The sequence below is a fragment of the Pseudomonas sp. MT92 genome, from assembly GCF_058792515.1.
Window position 1 is genome coordinate 206,746 of record NZ_JBXAFA010000006.1, and the last position, 18,862, is coordinate 225,607.

Genomic DNA, 18,862 nt, shown 5'->3' on the forward strand with positions numbered 1-18,862 from the left:
GCCCGGTTTTGGTTGAATGGTTACAGATGCGATTCGGCGTATTCGGCCAGGATCGAACGTGGCACCCCTTGCAGGGTGATGTGCACCCCGTTCGGGAAGTCCTTGAAGCGTTCAGTGAGGTAGGTCAGCCCGGAGCTGGTCGCGGACAGGTAGGGGGTGTCGATCTGCGCCAGGTTACCCAGGCACACCACTTTGGAACCGGCGCCGGCACGGGTGATGATGGTTTTCATCTGGTGCGGCGTGAGGTTCTGGCACTCGTCGATCAGGATCAGACTCTGCTGGAAGCTGCGGCCCCGGATGTAGTTGAGGGATTTGAACTGCAACGGCACTTTGCTGAGGATGTAATCGACGCTGCCATGGGTGCTTTCGTCATCCATGTGCAAGGCTTCGAGGTTGTCGGTGATGGCGCCCAGCCATGGCTCCATTTTTTCCGCTTCGGTACCGGGCAGGAAGCCGATCTCCTGGTCCAGGCCCTGCACGCTACGGGTGGCAATGATCCGCCGGTAGCGCTTGCTGACCATGGTCTGCTCGATCGCCGCCGCCAGTGCCAGGATGGTTTTACCGGAGCCGGCCGCACCGGACAGGTTGACCAGGTGGATGTCCGGATCCAGCAAGGCGTAGAGCGCCAGGCTCTGATAGATGTCCCGTGGCTTCAGGCCCCAGGCTTCCTGGTGCAGCAGGGGTTCCTGGTGCAGGTCCAGAATCAGCAGCTTGTCTTCTTCGATCTCCTTGATCCAGCCGACAAAGCCCTGCTCATCGATGATGAACTCGTTGATGTGCACGGCCGGCAAGTTGTCGATCAGTTGCACCTGATGCCAGGTGCGGCCATGGTCCTGACGGGTTTCAACCTTGCTCACACGGTCCCAGAAGGAACCGGTCATGTTGTGATAACCATTGGGCAGCAGCGATACGTCGTCAACCAGTTGGTCGGTGCTGTAGTCCTCGGCCGCGATCCCGCAAGCGCGGGCCTTGAGGCGCATGTTGATGTCTTTGGTGACCAGCACCACGGGCAGTTTCGGATCGCGCGCGTGCAGGTCGATCAGTTGGTTGATGATTTTGTTGTCGTTCAGATGCTCGGGCAGAATCAGGTTCGGCTCGGCACGCTTGCTCATCAGAATTGACAGCAAGCCCTTCGGCCCGCTCTTGCCCCGCTGGATTGGCACACCCTGTTCAACGTCCTCGGGGGAGGCATCGCCCAGGGTCTTGTCGATCAGGCGAATGGCCTGGCGGCATTCGGCCGCGACGCTGTGATGCCCGCTCTTGAGCTTGTCGAGCTCTTCCAGCACGGTCATCGGGATGGCGACGTGGTGTTCTTCGAAATTGAGGAGCGCGTTTGGATCGTGAATCAATACATTGGTATCGAGTACATAAAGGATTGGCTGGTTGGAAGAAGAGCTACGTCCGTGATCATCCATACTCGGTCACCTTTGTGGGAGCCAGTCGACGCAATACCTTGGCGGTGCTGCGCCTCGAAGTGGCCGCCGAATCTCACCTGCGGAGATCCAAGTGACTGCAAACAAACGGGTCTTGGAAGACGCCACCTGTGTTGCAGGTTTCGGCGGTCTGTCTTCGTAATACTCCAAAACACATGACAGAAAAAAGCACTTTGACGTTTTTTTGAAGTTTATTTTTCAGAATGACCAATAGCACTTGGCGGACTGCCATCACCCGTTTAAAGTCGGAAGTCCGCCTGCATCGAAATCCCTCCCAAAATCGCCCTTCGCCCAATGTTTACGGGCTTTCGCCGTTTTCAGCGAAACGCGCTCCGGCTTTTCACTGGAACCCGTTCTGGCAATCTTCCCAACCGATCCCGCTTTGCGCCGTTTGCGTAATCAGCCAGGGCATCGCCGTTTTCACCCCATCCTGTTTCACATTGAAATTGATCACGCCATGACGCCACAGCAGCATCAGGGTCAACACCCGTTGCGCGCTCTGGCTGGCCTTGAGCTTGCCGGCGCCGTCCTGGGCATCGATGTCCCATAACGCTACCCGCACCCCCTGAGACTTGAAGAAGCCTTGCGCGTCGGAACGGCGCTGGCCATCGGGCGGGCGAAACAGCGGCACGTAGTTCTCCGGCAGTTTGCTTTTGACCAGCTCGGCGCTGCGCCGCACCGAATCCTGCCAGTCCTGCCAATGGCTGTGGGAGCGGAACTCCCAACCCTGTACGCCGACGCACTGCATCGAGTAGGTCGATTGCAGGCTCGCCACCGAACGCTCGGCCAGACGCGTCTGGATATCCTTGCCAAGGACGAAGAACGTGCCGCTCATGTTCGACTTGCGCAGGTACTCGGTGACCCAGTCCGTGTTGTCCGGCATGGCATTGGCGGCACTGTCGAAGGTGAGCAGAAACAGCCGGTCATGCATCTCGTCGCCATTGCGCTCAAAGTCGCCGAAACGATCGACTTCGCTACTGGCTTGCGGAAACAGCGCGGCCTTGCGCAATTGCTCGTCCAGGTACTGGGCATGAAACAGGCGACTCGGTTCGGCCCACTTGATGTAGTAGCTGTCCTCGCTGATCTGGAACTTGGCGGCTTGCTCGCGCAGGGTGGGCATGTCCTCGACCAGGAAACAGAAAGACGCATCCTGGTCGCAGCTCTGCTGGGCAAAGTTGTAGCTGCTCAACAGACGCAGCCACAGGCGCTGGCGAACATGGTTGACCGACGCCATGTTGATCGTGCGCAAGCCCAGATGCTGGGCCAGTGCCGGTTCGTCCATCGCTTCGCTGGCCAGCAGCACACGGGCAAACATCAGGATTTCGGCGCGCGACGCGACGTCGAACAGCGTCGGGTTGCCGAGTTGTTCAGGCCAGGTGCTGCGATCAAGGGTCGCCACATCACCCGGCGCCGCCATGGTCCCGAAGCTCAAGAGCCAGGCCGAAAAAAGAAAAACGATGCGCAATGGGATGTCTCCATAACAAAACCCGCGCGGCACTATAGCCGATCCAGTCCCAACTCCCGCAGCAGGCTCGCACACAGGGCCTTGTGCAACCCCACCGATCATCACCTATGGCCTTGATAGCTGGAGTCAACCAGGACAACCCCCTAGAATCGCCCCCACGATTAAAGGAGACGACTTCATGCTGATGGTGATTTCACCCGCCAAGACCCTCGATTACGAAACACCGCCGGCGACCCAGCGCTTTACCCAGCCGCAATACCTGGACCATTCCCAGGAGCTGATCCTGCAATTGCGCGAGCTGACACCGGCGCAAATCAGCGAGCTGATGCATGTCTCCGACAAGATCGGCGGGCTCAACGCCGCGCGTTTCGGCAGCTGGACGCCCGCGTTCACCCCTGAAAACGCCAAACAGGCCTTGCTGGCGTTCAAGGGCGACGTTTATACCGGCCTCAACGCACAAACCTTCAGCGAAGCCGATTTCGATTACGCCCAGGAACACTTGCGCATGCTTTCCGGCCTGTATGGCTTGCTGCGCCCGCTGGACCTGATGCAACCGTACCGCCTGGAAATGGGTACCAAGCTGGCCAATGCCCGTGGCAAGGATCTGTATGCGTTCTGGGGCACGCGGATCAGCGAATGGTTGAACGAAGCCCTGGCCGACCAGGGTGATGACGTGCTGCTGAACCTGGCCTCCAACGAGTACTTCTCGGCGGTCAAACGCAACGCCCTGAGGGCGCGCATTATCAACACCGAGTTCAAGGACCTGAAGAACGGTCAGTACAAAATCATCAGCTTCTATGCGAAAAAGGCCCGCGGCATGATGAGTCGCTTCGTGATCGAAGAACGCATCAACGACCCGGCCGCCCTCAAACAGTTCGACGTGCAGGGCTATCGATACAGCGCCGAGCAGTCTAAACCGGACAATCTGGTGTTCCTGCGCGATCACGCTCCAGACTGAAACGCCGGGCTGGCGCATGACGCTCAGATCCGTCATGCGCCCCATTGAGCCCCCACAATTCTCCCGCCAGATTCGCCATTTTCATGGCGCCAAAAATACATCGCGCCGATTTATAACTTTAGTTTCACTCGACTTTGATGATTTTTTTCAGTAGTGGCACTGAAATTTTTTATCGGTAGTGGCAAAAAACTATCCCCTCCAATAAATCGCCTATATATAAAGGGCGAAACGGCAAGTGCTATCAATATGAAAGCAGTGCCATCTTTCTCAATATTTCAAGAAATTTCAGAATTCATGATCAGCGGGTCGGAACTATGTCCGAATGCACCGCTCATACCACCGGTAACGATTCTCACACTGCTTGTACGAGATAACTTACGCAGAACAGAGATCCATGTAGCAAAGTTGCCACATCAACTTGTGCTGAATAATTCCTGATTTGGGCAATACACAACGGACAGGAGATAACGTTTTATGACTATCCCCTACAAGGCCATGGCAGCGCCCCTATAAGCGTGCTCAATGGAGCACCCAAGCGCTTGATTTACGGGCTCACGGCCTGGTATCGAGCGCGCAAGACGATTGCACGGACATCCTCTGAATAGTGGATTGGCTGCATAACAGGGCACGTCATAACAATAAGGCCCGATTGCGCACATCTTGAGTGCACTTATTTAGACACTCATCATTCATATGCCAGAACACGGCATTGTTGCGCCTGTAAGCCGCACTTGCGAATGCACTATGAACGCTGAAACACCCTTAACTCCAGCCATCTAATGGCTTGATGAATACAGGCTTGATAATAGAGAGGTAATTGCGATGCGCATCAGCATATTTGGTTTGGGTTATGTCGGCGCAGTCTGTGCCGGATGCCTGTCTGCACGGGGCCATGACGTTGTCGGCGTCGATGTTGCCAAGGACAAGATCGATATGATCAATGCCGGCAAATCGCCGATCGTTGAACCGGGCCTGGGCGAACTTCTGGCGCAAGGTATCCAGACGGGTCGTCTGCGTGGCACGACCAACTTCGCCGAGGCGATTCGTGACACCGACCTGTCGATGATCTGCGTCGGCACGCCGAGCAAGAAGAACGGCGACCTGGAACTGAACTACATCGAAGCGGTGTGCCGCGAAATCGGTTTTGTCCTGCGCGACAAGAGCACCCGCCACACCATCGTGGTCCGCAGCACCGTGCTGCCAGGCACCGTGGCCAACGTGGTCATCCCGATTCTCGAAGATTGCTCCGGCAAGAAGGCCGGTGTCGATTTCGGTGTCGCCGTGAACCCTGAGTTCCTGCGCGAAAGCACCGCCATCGCCGACTACGACCAGCCGCCAATGACCGTCATCGGCGAATTCGACAAGGCCTCGGGCGACGTTCTGCAATCGCTGTACGAAGAGCTCGACGCGCCGATCATCCGCAAGGACATCGCCGTCGCCGAAATGATCAAGTACACCTGCAACGTCTGGCACGCCACCAAGGTGACCTTCGCCAACGAGATCGGCAACATCGCCAAGGCCGTCGGCGTCGACGGCCGCGAAGTGATGGACGTGGTCTGCCAGGACAAGACCCTGAACCTGTCCCAGTACTACATGCGCCCCGGCTTCGCTTTCGGCGGCTCCTGCCTGCCCAAGGACGTTCGCGCCCTGACCTACCGCGCCAGCTCGCTGGATGTGGAAGCGCCGCTGCTCAACTCGTTGATGCGCAGTAACGAGTCCCAGGTGCAAAACGCCTTCGATATCGTTGAAAGCCACGACAAACGCAAAGTCGCCCTGCTGGGACTGAGCTTCAAGGCCGGCACCGACGACCTGCGCGAGAGCCCGCTGGTGGACCTGGCGGAAATGCTGATCGGCAAAGGTTTCGACCTGAAGATCTACGACAGCAACGTCGAATACGCCCGCGTCCATGGCGCGAACAAGGACTACATCGAGTCGAAGATCCCTCACGTCTCGTCCTTGCTCAACGCCGACTTCGACGACGTCATCAACAACTCCGACGTGATCATCCTCGGCAACCGCGACGAGAAATTCCGCGCCCTGGTGCAGAACGTTCCTCACGGCAAGCAGGTGATCGACCTGGTCGGCTTCATGTCCAAGGCCACCAGCGTCAGCGGCCGTACCGAAGGGATCTGCTGGTAAAGCAGCAATAAGCGACAAGCTTCAAGCGGCAAGTTAAGCGCTCCTCGCTTGCTGCTTGAGGCTTGAAGCTTTCAACTGACTTTAGGATTCCGATTATGCACAGGCTAAAGCACGGCCTACTCCAGGCCGCCGGTTGGCTGTTTTATCTGAGTTTATTGATGGGCATCGCCATGGCGTTGCCTGTGTCCACATTCGACTCCGAGTCGAAGGACTTCATTTTCCTGATCGGTATCGTCGGCATCTGGCGCTACTCGATGGGGGCCACGCACTTTCTGCGCGGCATGCTGTTTCTGTACGTGGTCTACCCGCACCTGCGGCGCAAAGTGCGCAAGCTGGGTAAAGCGGCAGACCCGTCCCATGTATTTCTGATGGTCACCAGTTTCCGCATCGACGCCCTGACCACCGCACAGGTCTACAGCTCGGTGATTCGTGAAGCCATCGACTGCGGCCTGCCGACCACCGTGGTCTGCTCCATCGTGGAGATGTCCGATGAGCTGCTGGTGAAAAGCCTGTGGAACCGGATGAATCCACCGGCCCGGGTCAAGCTCGATTTCGTGCGCATTCCCGGCACCGGCAAGCGTGATGGCCTGGCCTACGGCTTCCGCGCCATCTCCCGTCACCTTCCGGATGACCGCGCCGTGGTCGCCGTGATCGATGGCGACACCGTGCTCGCCGAGGGCGTGGTGCTCAAGACCGTGCCGTGGTTCCAGCTGTTCGGCAACGTTGGCGGCCTGACCACCAATGAGTTCTGCGAAGTGCGCGGCGGCTACATCATGAGCGAATGGCACAAGCTGCGCTTCGCCCAGCGTCACATCAATATGTGCTCGATGGCCCTGTCCAAGCGCGTGCTGACCATGACCGGCCGCATGTCGGTGTTCCGCGCCAGCGTCGTGACCAACCCGGACTTCATCGCCGACGTGGAAAGCGACTCGCTGCAACACTGGCGCCTGGGTCGTTTCAAGTTCCTCACCGGGGACGACAAATCGAGCTGGTTCAGCCTGATGCGCCTGGGCTACGACACCTTCTACGTGCCGGACGCCGCGATCCACACCGTGGAACACCCGCCGGAAAAGAGCTTCATCAAGGCCAGCCGCAAGCTGATGTTCCGCTGGTACGGCAACAACCTGCGGCAGAACTCGCGTGCCCTGGGCCTGGGGGTCAAGCGCCTCGGTGTGTTCACGTCGGTGGTGCTGTTCGATCAGCGCGTGTCGATGTGGACCTCCCTGCTGGGCCTGACCGTGGCCCTGATCGCCAGCTTCAAGTACGGCACTGCGTTCATCCTGGTGTACCTGCTGTGGATCGGTATCACCCGCCTGATCCTGACCCTGCTGCTGTCCTGCTCCGGTCACCGGATCGGCCCGGCGTACCCGGCGATTCTCTATTACAACCAGATCGTCGGCGCGCTGGTGAAGATCTACGTGTTCTTCCGCCTCGACCAACAGTCCTGGACTCGCCAGCCCACTTCTCTGACCCGTGATCTCGCCAGCTTTCAACGTTGGTTCAACACCTGGTCGTCTCGGACCATGACCTTCTCTGCCGGCAGCATTTTCGTCGCCGTGCTGCTGATGATGGTCTGACCGCCCCCTTATTGAATTAACCAGGAAACCACCCCTATGAATACCGCCGTCAACGCCAACGTAGTGCATGAATCCGAAGCCCAGCGCCAACACGCCCGAGTGAAAATCCCGGCCAAGCTGCGCTTCTACGGTCCCGACCGCACGCCGGTCGAAGCACGAGTGCTCGACCTCTCCGCCGGTGGCCTGGCCTTCAATGCCGGCCAGTTGCCGCTGAAGATCGGCGACGTGTACAAGGCGCGCCTGCAATTCGTGATCGACAACCTCGGCCTGGCCATGGACGTCGAGTTGCAGGTTCGCTCCTTCGATCGCCAGAGCGGTCGCGCCGGTTGCCAGTTCCAGAACCTGGAACAACAAGACATCTCGACCCTGCGTCACCTGATCACCTCGCACCTGGCCGGCGACATCGTCAGCATCGGCGAAGTGCTGGCGACGCTGCAGCGCGACAACTTCACCAAGGCACGCAAGGTCAAGGACGGCGGCCACGGTATGTCCGCGTTCGGACGCATGAAAGCCGTGACCTTCAGCCTGGGGATCTTCGTCGTTGGCCTGGCCGCGTTCGGCTTCATCTTCAAGTCTGTGTACGGCATGTACTTCGTCAGCCACGCCCAGGCCGGCCTGGTCAGCGTGCCGGGTGTGAACATCACCATGCCTCGCGACGGTACCGTGCAAAGTCTGTTGAAACCCGATGGCGTGGCCGCCAAAGGCGCGCCGCTGGCGACCTTCAGCACCAGCATGCTCGACGTGCTCAAGGGTCATCTGGAAGACGATCAACTGACACCGGCCAAGGTCGAAGAGCTGTTCGGCAAGCAAATGACCGGCACCCTCACTTCGCCGTGCGATTGCACCGTCGCCCAGCAAATGGTCGCCAACGGTCAGTACGCCAGCAAAGGCGATGTGATCTTCCAACTGGTGCCGCGCAACAGCGAAGCCAACGTTGAAGCGCGCTTCTCCTATCGCCAGTTCAGCGACGTGCTGCCAGGCACTGCGGTGCGCTTCCAGATCGCCGGCGAAGACAAATCCCGCACTGGCAAGATCGTCAGCAGCACCAGCCTGAAAAGCGCCGACCTGTCGTCCGACATTCGCGTCCTGATCCAGCCGGACGAAGCCCTGGACACCACCTTCGCCGGCCGCCCGGTGGAAGTGAGCAGCGACCGTGGCCCGAACCTGAACTGGCTGATCGACAAAGCCATGGCCGCTGGTCTTTAAGCGGAGGACATGCCTGTGACGATCATCAGTCTTCTGAGAACACCGAGCTCCCACAGTGGCTTGGTGGTGTGCTCGCTGGCCTTGGCAGTCAGCCTCGCCGGCTGCGCTGGCCTGCCCGACCAGCGCCTGGCCAACGAAGCGCTCAAGCGTGGCGATACCGCCACCGCGGCGGCGAATTACCAGCAACTGGCCGATCTGGGCTACAGCGAGGCGCAAGTCGGTCTGGCTGACATTCAGGTCGACAGCCGTGACCCGGCGCAGATGAAACAGGCCGAGGCAACTTACCGCGCCGCCGCCAGCGTTTCACCGCGAGCGCAAGCACGCCTGGGTCGTCTGCTGGTGGCCAAACCCGGCTCCACCGAAGCCGAGCAACACGAGGCCGAAGGCCTGTTGAAAAAAGCCGCCGCCAATGGCGAAGGCAACACATTGATCCCGTTGGCCATGCTGTACCTGCAATACCCGCACAGCTTCCCGAACATCAATGCCCAGCAGCAGATCAGCAGATGGCGCGCCGAAGGCAAACCGCAAGCGGGTCTGGCGCAGGTGCTGCTCTACCGCACCCAGGGCACTTACGACCAGCACCTGGACGAAGTGGCAACGATCTGCAAAGCCGCGTTGAACACCACCGACATCTGCTACGTCGAGCTGGCCACGGTTTATCAGAAACAGGCCAGGCCCGAGCAACAAGCCGAATTGATCAAGCAGCTGCAAGCCGCTCACGCTCGCGGCACGGTTTCCGCGCAACGGGTCGACAGCGTTGCCCGTGTGCTGGCGGATGCGACCCTCGGCACGCCCGATGAAAAAACCGCGCAGTCGCTGCTCGAACCCATCGCTCCGGGTTACCCGGCATCGTGGGTCACCCTCGCGCAACTGCTCTACGACTTCCCCGAACTGGGCGACGTCGACCAGATGATGAAGTACCTGGACAACGGCCGTGCCGCCGACCAGCCGCGCGCCGAACTGTTGCTGGGCAAGCTCTACTACGAGGGCAAGAGGGTTCCGGTCGATGCCAAGGTCGCCGAAGAACACTTCCAGAAAGCCGTCGGCCGCGAAGTCGCCGCCGATTATTACCTCGGCCAGATCTACCGCCGTGGCTACCTGGGCAAGGTCTATCCGCAAAAGGCCCTCGATCATCTGCTGACCGCGGCCCGCAACGGTCAGAACAGCGCCGACTTCGCCATCGCCCAATTGTTTTCCCAGGGCAAGGGCACCAAGCCTGACCCGCTCAACGCGTATGTCTTCAGTCAATTGGCCAAGGCCCAGAACACCCCGCAAGCCACCGAACTTGCACAAACACTCGAAGCCCAACTGCCGCCTGCGCAGATCAAAGAGGCCCAGCGTCTGTTGAAACAGGAACAGGCGACTCGTGGTGCCTTGAGCCAGAACACGCTGCAACTGCACGCCCTGCAAGAAGACGGCGAGGAATCCCTATGAAGTTGAATCCATTCGTCAAGGCCGGTATTGGCCTGACATTCGCGCTGATCTGGTCCTGCCCGACACTGGCGGCGATCACCGAAACCAAGAACTTCGGCCTCGAAGTGAAAATCACCGGCCAGTCCGAAGACGACCGTGACCTCGGCACACAGCCCGGTGGCGACGTCAACGGTGTCGGTCTGGACCTGCGTCCCTGGGTCTATGGCGAAAGCGGCGCGTGGAGCGCCTACGCCATGGGTCAAGCCGTGACGTCCACCGACATCATTGAAACCGACACCCTGCAACAGTCCGAAGGCACCGAGAACACCAGCAACAATGATCGCCAGACCAAGAAGAACTACCTGGCGATGCGCGAGTTCTGGGTCGGCTACAGCGGCTTCACGCCCTACCCCGGCGAGATCCTGAAAGTCGGTCGCCAGCGCCTGCACAATGACGACGGACAATGGCGCGACACCAACATCGAAGCCGTAAACTGGACCTTCGACACCACCCTGTTGCGCGCCAACGCCGGTGTCGCCGAACGCTTCAGCGAATACCGCACCGACTTGAAAGAGCTGGCGCCCAAGGACAAGGATCGCCTGCACGCTTACGCCGAGGCCGAATACCAGTGGACACCGGGTCAATGGGTCGGCATTCGCGGTCATCACACCCACGACGACGGCAAGCTCGACTATGCGCAACCGGGCGTGCCCAGCGATTCGCTGGACAAAAAACAGAACGGCGACATCAGCTGGATCGGCCTGCAGGCCAACAGCGACGCCTACAACTGGCGCAACACCAACATGGTCAACTACTGGGGCAGCGTCACCGGCATGAGCGGCGACCGCGACACGGTCAACCCGCTGAACGCCGATGGCACCGCACCCGCGCAACCCAAGCAAAGCGGCGATGTCAGCGGCTGGGCCACCGATCTGGGTGTGCGCCTGCGCCTCGATCCGCAATGGCAAGTCGGTGCGGCCTATGCCCGAGCCAGCGCCGATTACGAACAGAACGGCCTGGAAAGCAACCGCTCGAACTACACCGGCACCCGCTCGCGGGTGCACCGTTTCGGCGAGGCCTTCCGTGGCGAAATGAACAACCTGCAAACCGCCACGCTGTTCGGTTCGTGGATGCTCAACGACGAGTACGACGCCAGCCTGATCTACCACAAGTTCTGGCGTGTCGACGGCAACAAGCCGGTCGGCAGCAACGGCATCGATGCGGTGCAGAACAACACCGATGACGTCACCGGCGCCGTGCTCTCCACCACCTCCCTGCCGCTGAACGATGGCGAGAAAGACATGGGCCAGGAAATGGACCTGGTCGTCACCAAGTACTTCAAGCAAGGCCTGTTGCCAGCAGCGCTGAGCCAGAAGATCGACGAGCCTTCGGCCCTGGTGCGCTTCCGTGGCGGCGTGTTCAAGCCCGGCGATGCCTACGGCAGCCAGGTCGATTCGTACATGCACCGCGCGTTCATCGACGTGATCTGGCGCTTCTGATGCACACCGCGAAGGGAGTTTTCCAGATGAATCATCAAGCCCGACAAGGCTCGATCAGCTTGTTGGCCGGCGCTTTGCTGCTGGCCAGTGCAGCTGCCTTCGCCAGTACGGAGCCGGCAGCCAAGCCGGCCACCATGGCCAAGGAACTGCAACAGGCCAAGACCTACACCGTCAGCAGCGCACCGACCGCGCCGCTGGAACTGGCCACGCCGAAATTGCCGGACATCTCCGGCTACACCGCCGAAACCATCGCCGCGAAAATCGTGCGCAGCAAGGCCGGCAAGATCAGCGTGCGCCGGATGATGCAGGAAGACGCCCTGAAGGACTTCATCGGCGGCGACAACAAGATGGCCGAATGGGTGGTGCGTCAGCATGGCATCCCCCAGGCGATCTTCGTCGACGACGGCTACATGAACCTCAAGGACGTGGCAAAAAAGCTGCCCAAGTACGTCATCGAAACCGCGCCGGGCGTGTTCCTCGCCAAGCTGCCGATCGTGGTCGGTCGCCACGGCATCCTGGAAATCGACAAACAGACCCAGGAGCTGCGCCTGTCACAGGAGGCCGGTTCGTTCCTGGTCAACGACGGCCAGTTGTTCGTGCGTGACACCAAAATCACTGGCTGGCGCGAGAAGGACAACGGCCCGGCGACGTTCACTTCGCCGAAGGAATTCCGTCCGTTCCTGCTGTCCTGGGGCGGCACCGAGACCTACATCGCCAACAGCAAGATCGCCAGTTTCGGTTACGCCAACAGTAAGTCCTACGGCGTGAGTATTTCCCAGTACACGCCGAACATGGCCAAGGTGCTCAAGCGCCCTGAACCGACCGGCTGGATCGTCGGCTCCGAGTTCTCGGACATGTGGTACGGCTTCTACTGCTACGAAACCCGCGACTTCGTGGTCAAGGGCAACACCTACAAAGACAACATCGTCTACGGCATCGACCCGCACGACCGCTCCCACGGTCTGATCATCGCCGACAACACGGTGCACGGGACCAAGAAGAAGCACGGAATCATTATTTCCCGTGAGGTCAACGACAGCTTCATCTTCAACAACCGCAGCTACGACAACCACCTCTCGGGGCTGGTGATCGACCGTAACAGCGTGAACAACCTGATCGCCCACAACGAGATCTACCAGAACCACACCGACGGCATCACCCTCTACGAGAGTGCCGACAACCTGTTGTGGGGCAACAAGGTCATCAGCAACCGGCGCCACGGCATCCGCATTCGTAACAGCGTGAACATCCGCCTCTACGAAAACATCGCCATGGCCAACGGCCTGACCGGCGTCTATGGCCACATCAAGGACCTGACCAACACCGACCGCGACATCAAGCTCGACCCGTTCGACGCCCAGGTGTCGCTGATCGTGGTCGGCGGCGAACTGGCCGGCAATGGCAGCGGGCCGCTGTCCATCGACTCGCCGCTGAGCGTCGAGCTGTACCGCGTGTCCATGCTCGCACCGACCAAATCCAGCGGCATCAGCTTCTCGGGGATTCTCGGCGAGCGTCAGGATGAAATTCTCGACCTGCTGGTGCGCCAGCAGAAAGCCGTGCTGATCGACCCTGTCGAACGCCAGACCGAAATGCAGGACTGAGGATAATTTTATGCACCCACACTTGATCAAATTACTCAGCCTGTCGGGCCTGACACTCGGGATGATGGCGGCCGCCAGCGGTGCCCGTGCCGACGAAGTCAAGGCGCCCGTCTTCACCGCCGAACCGTGCTGCAGCCTGTGCCCGGCGGCCCACGACCCGAAGAACTACACCACGCGCTATCAGCAGAACTTCACCACGCTGGTCCAGGCCCAGGGCGACTGGTTGTTCCGTACCCAGGAAGACCTGCGCACCGAATTCGACACCACGCCTGCCGGCTACAAACGCATGAAGCAACTGCACGATGCGTTCAAGAGCAAAGGCGTGGAACTGGTGGTCGTCTACCAGCCGACCCGTGGCCTGGTGAACCGCAACAAGTTGAACCCGGCGGAAAAAGCCAGCTTCGATTTCGACAAGGCACTGAAAAACTACAAGACCATGCTCGGCCGCTTCGCCGCCATGGGCTACGTGGTCCCGGACCTGTCGCCGCTGACCAACGAGTCGTTGCCCGACACCCTGCCCGCCCACGACTTCTACTTCCGTGGCGACCAGCACTGGACGCCGTACGGTGCCCAGCGCACGGCAAAAATCGTCGCCGAGAAAATCAAGCAATTGCCCGAGTACGCGGACATTCCCAAGCGTGAATTCGAGACCCACAAGTCGGGTCGCATGGGCAAGACCGGAACATTGCACAACATGGCCGGTCAACTCTGTGGCACCAGCTACGCCATCCAGTACATGGATCAATTCACCACCGAGCCGAAGGGCGAAGCAGGCGATGGCGATCTGTTCGGCGATTCCGGCAACCCGCAGATCACCCTGGTCGGCACCAGCCACAGCGGCAAGAACTACAACTTCGCCGGTTTCCTCGAAGAGGCCATCGGCGCGGACATTCTCAACGTGGCGTTCCCCGGCGGCGGCCTGGAAGGTTCAATGCTGCAGTACCTGGGCAGCGAAGAATTCCAGAAGAAACCGCCGAAAATTCTCATCTGGGAATTCTCGCCGCTGTATCGCCTCGACCAGGAAACCATCTACCGCCAGATGATGGCGCTGCTGGACAACGGTTGCGAAGGCAAAGAAGCACAGATGTCCGGCAGCACCACCCTGAAGCCGGGCAAGAACGAATTGATGGTCAACAGCAAAAACCTGAACCTGCAAAACAGCAGTCACCAGGTCGACATCCGCTTCGCCGACACCTCGGTGAAAACCCTGCAAGCCACCCTCTGGTACATGAACGGGCGCCACGAGGACATCAAGATCGACAAACCGGAAACCTCCGAGACCGACGGGCGTTTCGCCTTCGAGTTGCGCACGGACGAAGACTGGGCCTCGCAGAATCTGCTGGCCGTCGAAGTCCAGGGTCCTGAAGCAGGCACCGCGCCACAGAAAGTCGAAGCGAAAATCTGCAAACGCAACGTATTCCCGAGCGCTGAGCAACGTACCGCTCAGGCCGGGCAATGAGGTCTGCCATGCGAAATCCAAAACTGAAAAGCCTGTTGGCACCCACGCTTTTGAGCCTGGCGATGTTCGCCGGCGCGACCCAGGCTGCCGCGCCATTGCGCCCGCCACAGGGTTATTTTGCACCGATCGAAAAACTCAAGACCGGCGACAAGGGCGAAGGCTGCGAAGCGATGCCGACGCCGTACACCGGTTCGCTGCAATTTCGCAGCAAGTACGAAGGTTCGGACAAGGCCCGCGCCACGTTGAACGTGCAATCGGAAAAAGCGTTCCGCGACAGCACCGCCGACATCACCAAACTGGAGCGCGGCACCAGCAAACGGGTGATGCAGTTCATGCGTGACGGTCGTCCGGAACAGCTGGAATGCACACTCAACTGGCTGACGGCCTGGGCCAAGGCCGATGCGTTGATGTCCAAGGACTTCAACCATACCGGCAAGTCGATGCGCAAATGGGCGCTGGGCAGCATGGCGTCCGCGTACATTCGCCTGAAGTTTTCCGACTCCCATCCGCTGGCCAACCATCAGCAGGAATCGCAGCTGATCGAAGCCTGGTTCAGCAAGATGGCCGATCAGGTGGTCAGCGATTGGGACAACCTGCCGCTGGACCAAACCAACAACCACTCGTACTGGGCCGCCTGGTCAGTGATGGCCACCTCCATCGCCACCAACCGCCGCGACCTGTTCGATTGGGCGGTCAAGGAATACAAGATCGGCGCCAACCAGGTCGACGCCGACGGCTACCTGCCTAACGAACTCAAGCGCCAGCAACGGGCGCTGGCTTACCACAACTACGCCCTGCCACCGCTGGCGATGATCGCCAGTTTCGCCCAGGTCAACGGTGTGGACTTGCGCCAGGAAAACAACGGCGCGCTCAAACGCCTGGCTGATCGCGTCCTCGCCGGCGTGAAAGACCCGGACGCGTTCGAGAAAAAGAACGGCAAGGAACAGGACATGACCGACTTGAAAGAGGACATGAAATTCGCCTGGCTCGAACCGTTCTGCACCCTCTACACCTGTGCGCCGGACGTGCTGGAAAAAAAACACGGGATGCAGCCGTTCAAGACCTTCCGCCTCGGCGGCGACCTGACCAGGGTCTATGACCCGGCCAACGAGAAGGGCAAAGGTTCTTAGGCAAACATATAACCCTGTGGGAGCGGGCTTGCCCGCGATAGCGGTGGGTCAGTCGACATCAATGTTGAATGTCAGATTGCAATCGCGGGCAAGCCCGCTCCCACAGGGTCGGTGTCGAGTTTGAGTTTTTGTGTGTTACGCCCCCCGGTTTTTGGTGGGGGGGTTTGGGGGGGCTGCGGCCCTTGACTGTGGTTAAACAAGGAGAGATCGGGATGGTTTTTTCGTCCAACGTGTTCCTGTTTTTGTTCTTGCCGATCTTTCTCGGCTTGTACTACCTGAGCGGGCAACGCTATCGCAACTTGCTGCTGCTGATCGCCAGCTACGTGTTCTACGCCTGGTGGCGGGTGGACTTCCTGGCACTGTTCGCCGCAGTCACGCTGTGGAACTACTGGATCGGCCTCAAAGTCGGCGCCGCCGGTGTGCGGACCCAACCGGCGCAGCGCTGGCTGCTGCTCGGCGTGGCCGTTGACCTGTGCATCCTCGGCTACTTCAAATACGCCAATTTCGGCGTCGACAGCATCAACGCGATGATGACGTCGGTGGGCCTGGAGCCGTTCATCCTGACCCACGTGCTGTTGCCGATCGGGATCTCGTTCTACATCTTCGAGTCCATCAGCTACATCATCGACGTCTACCGTGGCGACACCCCGGCGACCCGCAACCTGATCGACTTCGCGGCCTTCGTGGCGATCTTCCCGCACCTGATCGCCGGCCCCGTGCTGCGCTTCCGTGACCTGGCCGACCAGTTCAATAACCGCACCCACACCCTCGACAAGTTCTCCGAGGGCTGCACGCGGTTCATGCAGGGTTTCATCAAGAAGGTGTTCATTGCCGACACCCTCGCGGTGGTGGCCGACCATTGCTTCGCCCTGCAAAACCCGACCACCGGTGATGCCTGGCTCGGCGCGCTGGCCTACACCGCGCAACTGTATTTCGACTTCTCCGGCTACAGCGACATGGCCATCGGCCTGGGCTTGATGATGGGTTTCCGCTTCATGGAAAACTTCAAGCAGCCTTACGTCAGCCAGTCGATCACCGAGTTCTGGCGACGCTGGCACATCAGCCTGTCGACCTGGCTGCGCGACTACCTGTACATCACCCTGGGCGGCAACCGCAAAGGCACTTTGATGACCTATCGCAACCTGTTCCTGACCATGCTGCTCGGTGGTCTGTGGCACGGCGCGAACATCACCTACATCGTCTGGGGCGCGTGGCACGGCATGTGGCTGGCGATTGAAAAAGCCATTGGCCTGAACACTTCGCCACGCCGTTTCAACCCGATCCGCTGGGCACTGACTTTCCTGCTGGTGGTGATGGGCTGGGTGATCTTCCGTGCGGAAAACCTGCACGTGGCCGGTCGTATGTACGGCGCGATGTTCAGCTTCGGCGACTGGTCGCTGTCGGAACTCAACCAGGCCAGCCTCACCGGCCTGCAAGTGGCAACGCTGATCGTGGCGTATGTGACCCTGGCGTTCTTCGGCCTGCGCGACTTCTACACCAACCAGCCACCGGTCAAGACCAAGCCTGCGGTGAACGTCGACAGCGACGGCCCGGCCGCCGCCGAACCGGGACTGATCAATGCCGCGCCTGGGGATAACCCGGCGAGCATCCATCAGCCCGGCTACACCGTCGGGGTTGAAGCCCAGGTGCAGCCGGCCTACTGGACCGCCGACTGGTCGCGCTACGTGATGCGTGCGCTGGTGCTGCTGCTGTTCATCGCCTCGATTCTCAAACTTTCGGCACAAAGCTTCTCGCCGTTCCTTTACTTCCAGTTCTGAGGGATCTGACCATGACCCGCTCATTACGCATCTTCTACATCGCCCTGTTCCTGGTGACCCTGTTGGCCCTGGGCCTGTGGTCTACGCGCAGCTTCTTCGGTTTCAGCACCAACGCCGACGCCACCGTGCTGAACGGTCGCTGGACCAAGGCGGTAGAGACGCACTACGACGACGAGTTTCCGATCAAGCGCCTGGGCACCAACCTCTGGGCGGCGCTGGACTTCAAGCTGTTCAACGAAGGTCGTCCGGGCGTGGTGCTCGGTCGCGACCAGTGGCTGTACAGCGATGAAGAATTCCACCCGATCGTCAACGAAGAGCTGAACCTGCAAGGCAACTACGCGCTGGTCGAAGGCGTGCGCCAGACCCTGAAAGCCAAAGGTGTGCAACTGGTAATGGCAGTGGTGCCGGCCAAGGCACGGCTGTACCCGGAACACCTCGGCGAGGTGAAACCGGCAAGCATCCACGCCAACCTCTACAAGGACTTCCACCAGCGCCTGGCGGCCGACCGGATTCCGGCACCTGACTTGTTGGGCCCACTGCTGGCGGCCAAACGTGACGGCAAGCAAGTGTTCCTGCGCACCGACACCCACTGGACCCCGGAAGGCGCCGAAGTCGCGGCGAACAAGCTGGCCAGGACCATTGCCGACAAGTTCCCGCTGAGCGGCGAACCGCAGAACTTCGTCACCGAGCCTGCGGAGAAAGTCACGCACAAGGGCGACCTGCGTCTGTTCCTGCCGCTGGACCCGCTGTTCGAAAACCTGATGCCGGCGCAAGAGCCTTTGCAGAAACGCAACACCGTGGCGGCCGGCGACCCGCCGGCCAGTGACGATGCCCTGTTCGCCAACACCGAAGTGCCGGTGGCACTGATCGGCACCAGCTACAGCGCCAACCCCAACTGGAACTTCGTGGGCGCGCTGAAACAAGCGTTGCGCAGCGACGTGGTCAATTACGCCGAGGACGGCCACGGCCCGATCCTGCCGATGCTCAGCTACCTCAAAAGCGACGCTTTCAAGAACAGCCCGCCACAAGTGCTGATCTGGGAATTTCCCGAACGATATCTGCCTGTGAATAACGAAATCGGTGACGCCGACCCGCAGTGGGTCGCAGAGCTTAAACAAGCCGGCGCGCGCCAACAAAACGTAGCAATCAACACTAAATCCGAGACGCCCGACCGGGCGCAAAACTGAAAGAGAGAGGTACTTCC

The 18,862-nt window shown here is 60.0% G+C and carries 13 protein-coding genes; 11 read left to right on the forward strand and 2 right to left on the reverse strand.

What is annotated here, in order from left to right; translation table 11 throughout:
- Window positions 1–20: 20 nt before the first annotated feature.
- Complete coding sequence (locus tag AC1Q6D_RS13580; RefSeq protein ID WP_047532864.1) at window positions 21–1,415, reverse strand: PhoH family protein; 1,395 nt, start codon at window positions 1,413–1,415, stop codon at window positions 21–23.
- Window positions 1,416–1,773: 358 nt separating this feature from the next.
- Entirely contained in the window at window positions 1,774–2,898 is a 1,125-nt protein-coding gene (locus AC1Q6D_RS13585) for a polysaccharide deacetylase family protein (protein WP_103403860.1), read from the reverse strand.
- A 178-nt stretch (window positions 2,899–3,076) separates the two neighbouring features.
- Between AC1Q6D_RS13585 and yaaA the strand changes: the two genes are divergently transcribed.
- The 11 genes from yaaA to AC1Q6D_RS13640 all read left to right on the forward strand — a co-directional run bounded on the left by yaaA (window position 3,077) and on the right by AC1Q6D_RS13640 (window position 18,845).
- On the forward strand, window positions 3,077–3,856 hold the full coding sequence (gene yaaA, locus AC1Q6D_RS13590) for a peroxide stress protein YaaA (protein WP_103403859.1): 780 nt from the start codon (window positions 3,077–3,079) through the stop codon (window positions 3,854–3,856).
- Window positions 3,857–4,678: 822 nt separating this feature from the next.
- Entirely contained in the window at window positions 4,679–5,995 is a 1,317-nt protein-coding gene (locus tag AC1Q6D_RS13595; protein WP_047532871.1) for a nucleotide sugar dehydrogenase, read from the forward strand.
- 95 nt (window positions 5,996–6,090) lie between these two features.
- Window positions 6,091–7,572, forward strand: a complete 1,482-nt coding sequence (gene alg8, locus AC1Q6D_RS13600; protein ID WP_103403858.1) for a mannuronan synthase — start codon at window positions 6,091–6,093, stop codon at window positions 7,570–7,572.
- A gap of 36 nt (window positions 7,573–7,608) precedes the next feature.
- Window positions 7,609–8,778 carry an alginate biosynthesis protein Alg44 gene (locus AC1Q6D_RS13605; protein ID WP_103403857.1) on the forward strand — a complete coding sequence of 390 codons (1,170 nt, stop codon included), beginning with the start codon at window positions 7,609–7,611 and terminating at the stop codon, window positions 8,776–8,778.
- A gap of 9 nt (window positions 8,779–8,787) precedes the next feature.
- Window positions 8,788–10,212 carry an alginate biosynthesis TPR repeat lipoprotein AlgK gene (gene algK, locus AC1Q6D_RS13610; protein WP_103403856.1) on the forward strand — a complete coding sequence of 475 codons (1,425 nt, stop codon included), beginning with the start codon at window positions 8,788–8,790 and terminating at the stop codon, window positions 10,210–10,212.
- A complete protein-coding gene (locus AC1Q6D_RS13615; protein WP_103403855.1) occupies window positions 10,209–11,690 on the forward strand; it encodes an alginate export family protein in 1,482 nt (493 codons plus the stop codon). The genes algK and AC1Q6D_RS13615 overlap by 4 nt, the downstream gene beginning before the upstream one ends.
- 26 nt (window positions 11,691–11,716) lie before the next feature.
- Window positions 11,717–13,291 carry a mannuronan 5-epimerase AlgG gene (gene algG, locus AC1Q6D_RS13620; protein ID WP_103403854.1) on the forward strand — a complete coding sequence of 525 codons (1,575 nt, stop codon included), beginning with the start codon at window positions 11,717–11,719 and terminating at the stop codon, window positions 13,289–13,291.
- Between the two features lie 10 nt (window positions 13,292–13,301).
- Window positions 13,302–14,750, forward strand: coding sequence for an alginate O-acetyltransferase (locus AC1Q6D_RS13625; RefSeq protein ID WP_103403853.1), 1,449 nt, complete (start codon window positions 13,302–13,304; stop codon window positions 14,748–14,750).
- A gap of 8 nt (window positions 14,751–14,758) precedes the next feature.
- On the forward strand, window positions 14,759–15,880 hold the full coding sequence (locus AC1Q6D_RS13630; protein ID WP_103403852.1) for a mannuronate-specific alginate lyase: 1,122 nt from the start codon (window positions 14,759–14,761) through the stop codon (window positions 15,878–15,880).
- Window positions 15,881–16,092: 212 nt separating this feature from the next.
- Entirely contained in the window at window positions 16,093–17,658 is a 1,566-nt protein-coding gene (locus AC1Q6D_RS13635) for an MBOAT family O-acyltransferase (RefSeq protein WP_103406158.1), read from the forward strand.
- A gap of 11 nt (window positions 17,659–17,669) precedes the next feature.
- Complete coding sequence (locus AC1Q6D_RS13640; protein WP_207291547.1) at window positions 17,670–18,845, forward strand: alginate O-acetyltransferase; 1,176 nt, start codon at window positions 17,670–17,672, stop codon at window positions 18,843–18,845.
- Window positions 18,846–18,862 lie beyond the last annotated feature (17 nt).

Excerpts from the sequence above, each read along its gene's own strand:
- AC1Q6D_RS13580 (WP_047532864.1), bottom strand. The coding sequence starts at position 1,415 with ATGGATGATCACGGACGTAGCTCTTCTTCCAACCAGCCAATCCTTTAT.
- yaaA (WP_103403859.1), top strand. The coding sequence starts at position 3,077 with ATGCTGATGGTGATTTCACCCGCCAAGACCCTCGATTACGAAACACCG.
- AC1Q6D_RS13595 (WP_047532871.1), top strand. The coding sequence starts at position 4,679 with ATGCGCATCAGCATATTTGGTTTGGGTTATGTCGGCGCAGTCTGTGCC.
- alg8 (WP_103403858.1), top strand. The coding sequence starts at position 6,091 with ATGCACAGGCTAAAGCACGGCCTACTCCAGGCCGCCGGTTGGCTGTTT.
- AC1Q6D_RS13605 (WP_103403857.1), top strand. The coding sequence starts at position 7,609 with ATGAATACCGCCGTCAACGCCAACGTAGTGCATGAATCCGAAGCCCAG.
- algK (WP_103403856.1), top strand. The coding sequence starts at position 8,788 with ATGCCTGTGACGATCATCAGTCTTCTGAGAACACCGAGCTCCCACAGT.
- AC1Q6D_RS13615 (WP_103403855.1), top strand. The coding sequence starts at position 10,209 with ATGAAGTTGAATCCATTCGTCAAGGCCGGTATTGGCCTGACATTCGCG.
- algG (WP_103403854.1), top strand. The coding sequence starts at position 11,717 with ATGAATCATCAAGCCCGACAAGGCTCGATCAGCTTGTTGGCCGGCGCT.
- AC1Q6D_RS13625 (WP_103403853.1), top strand. The coding sequence starts at position 13,302 with ATGCACCCACACTTGATCAAATTACTCAGCCTGTCGGGCCTGACACTC.
- AC1Q6D_RS13630 (WP_103403852.1), top strand. The coding sequence starts at position 14,759 with ATGCGAAATCCAAAACTGAAAAGCCTGTTGGCACCCACGCTTTTGAGC.
- AC1Q6D_RS13635 (WP_103406158.1), top strand. The coding sequence starts at position 16,093 with ATGGTTTTTTCGTCCAACGTGTTCCTGTTTTTGTTCTTGCCGATCTTT.
- AC1Q6D_RS13640 (WP_207291547.1), top strand. The coding sequence starts at position 17,670 with ATGACCCGCTCATTACGCATCTTCTACATCGCCCTGTTCCTGGTGACC.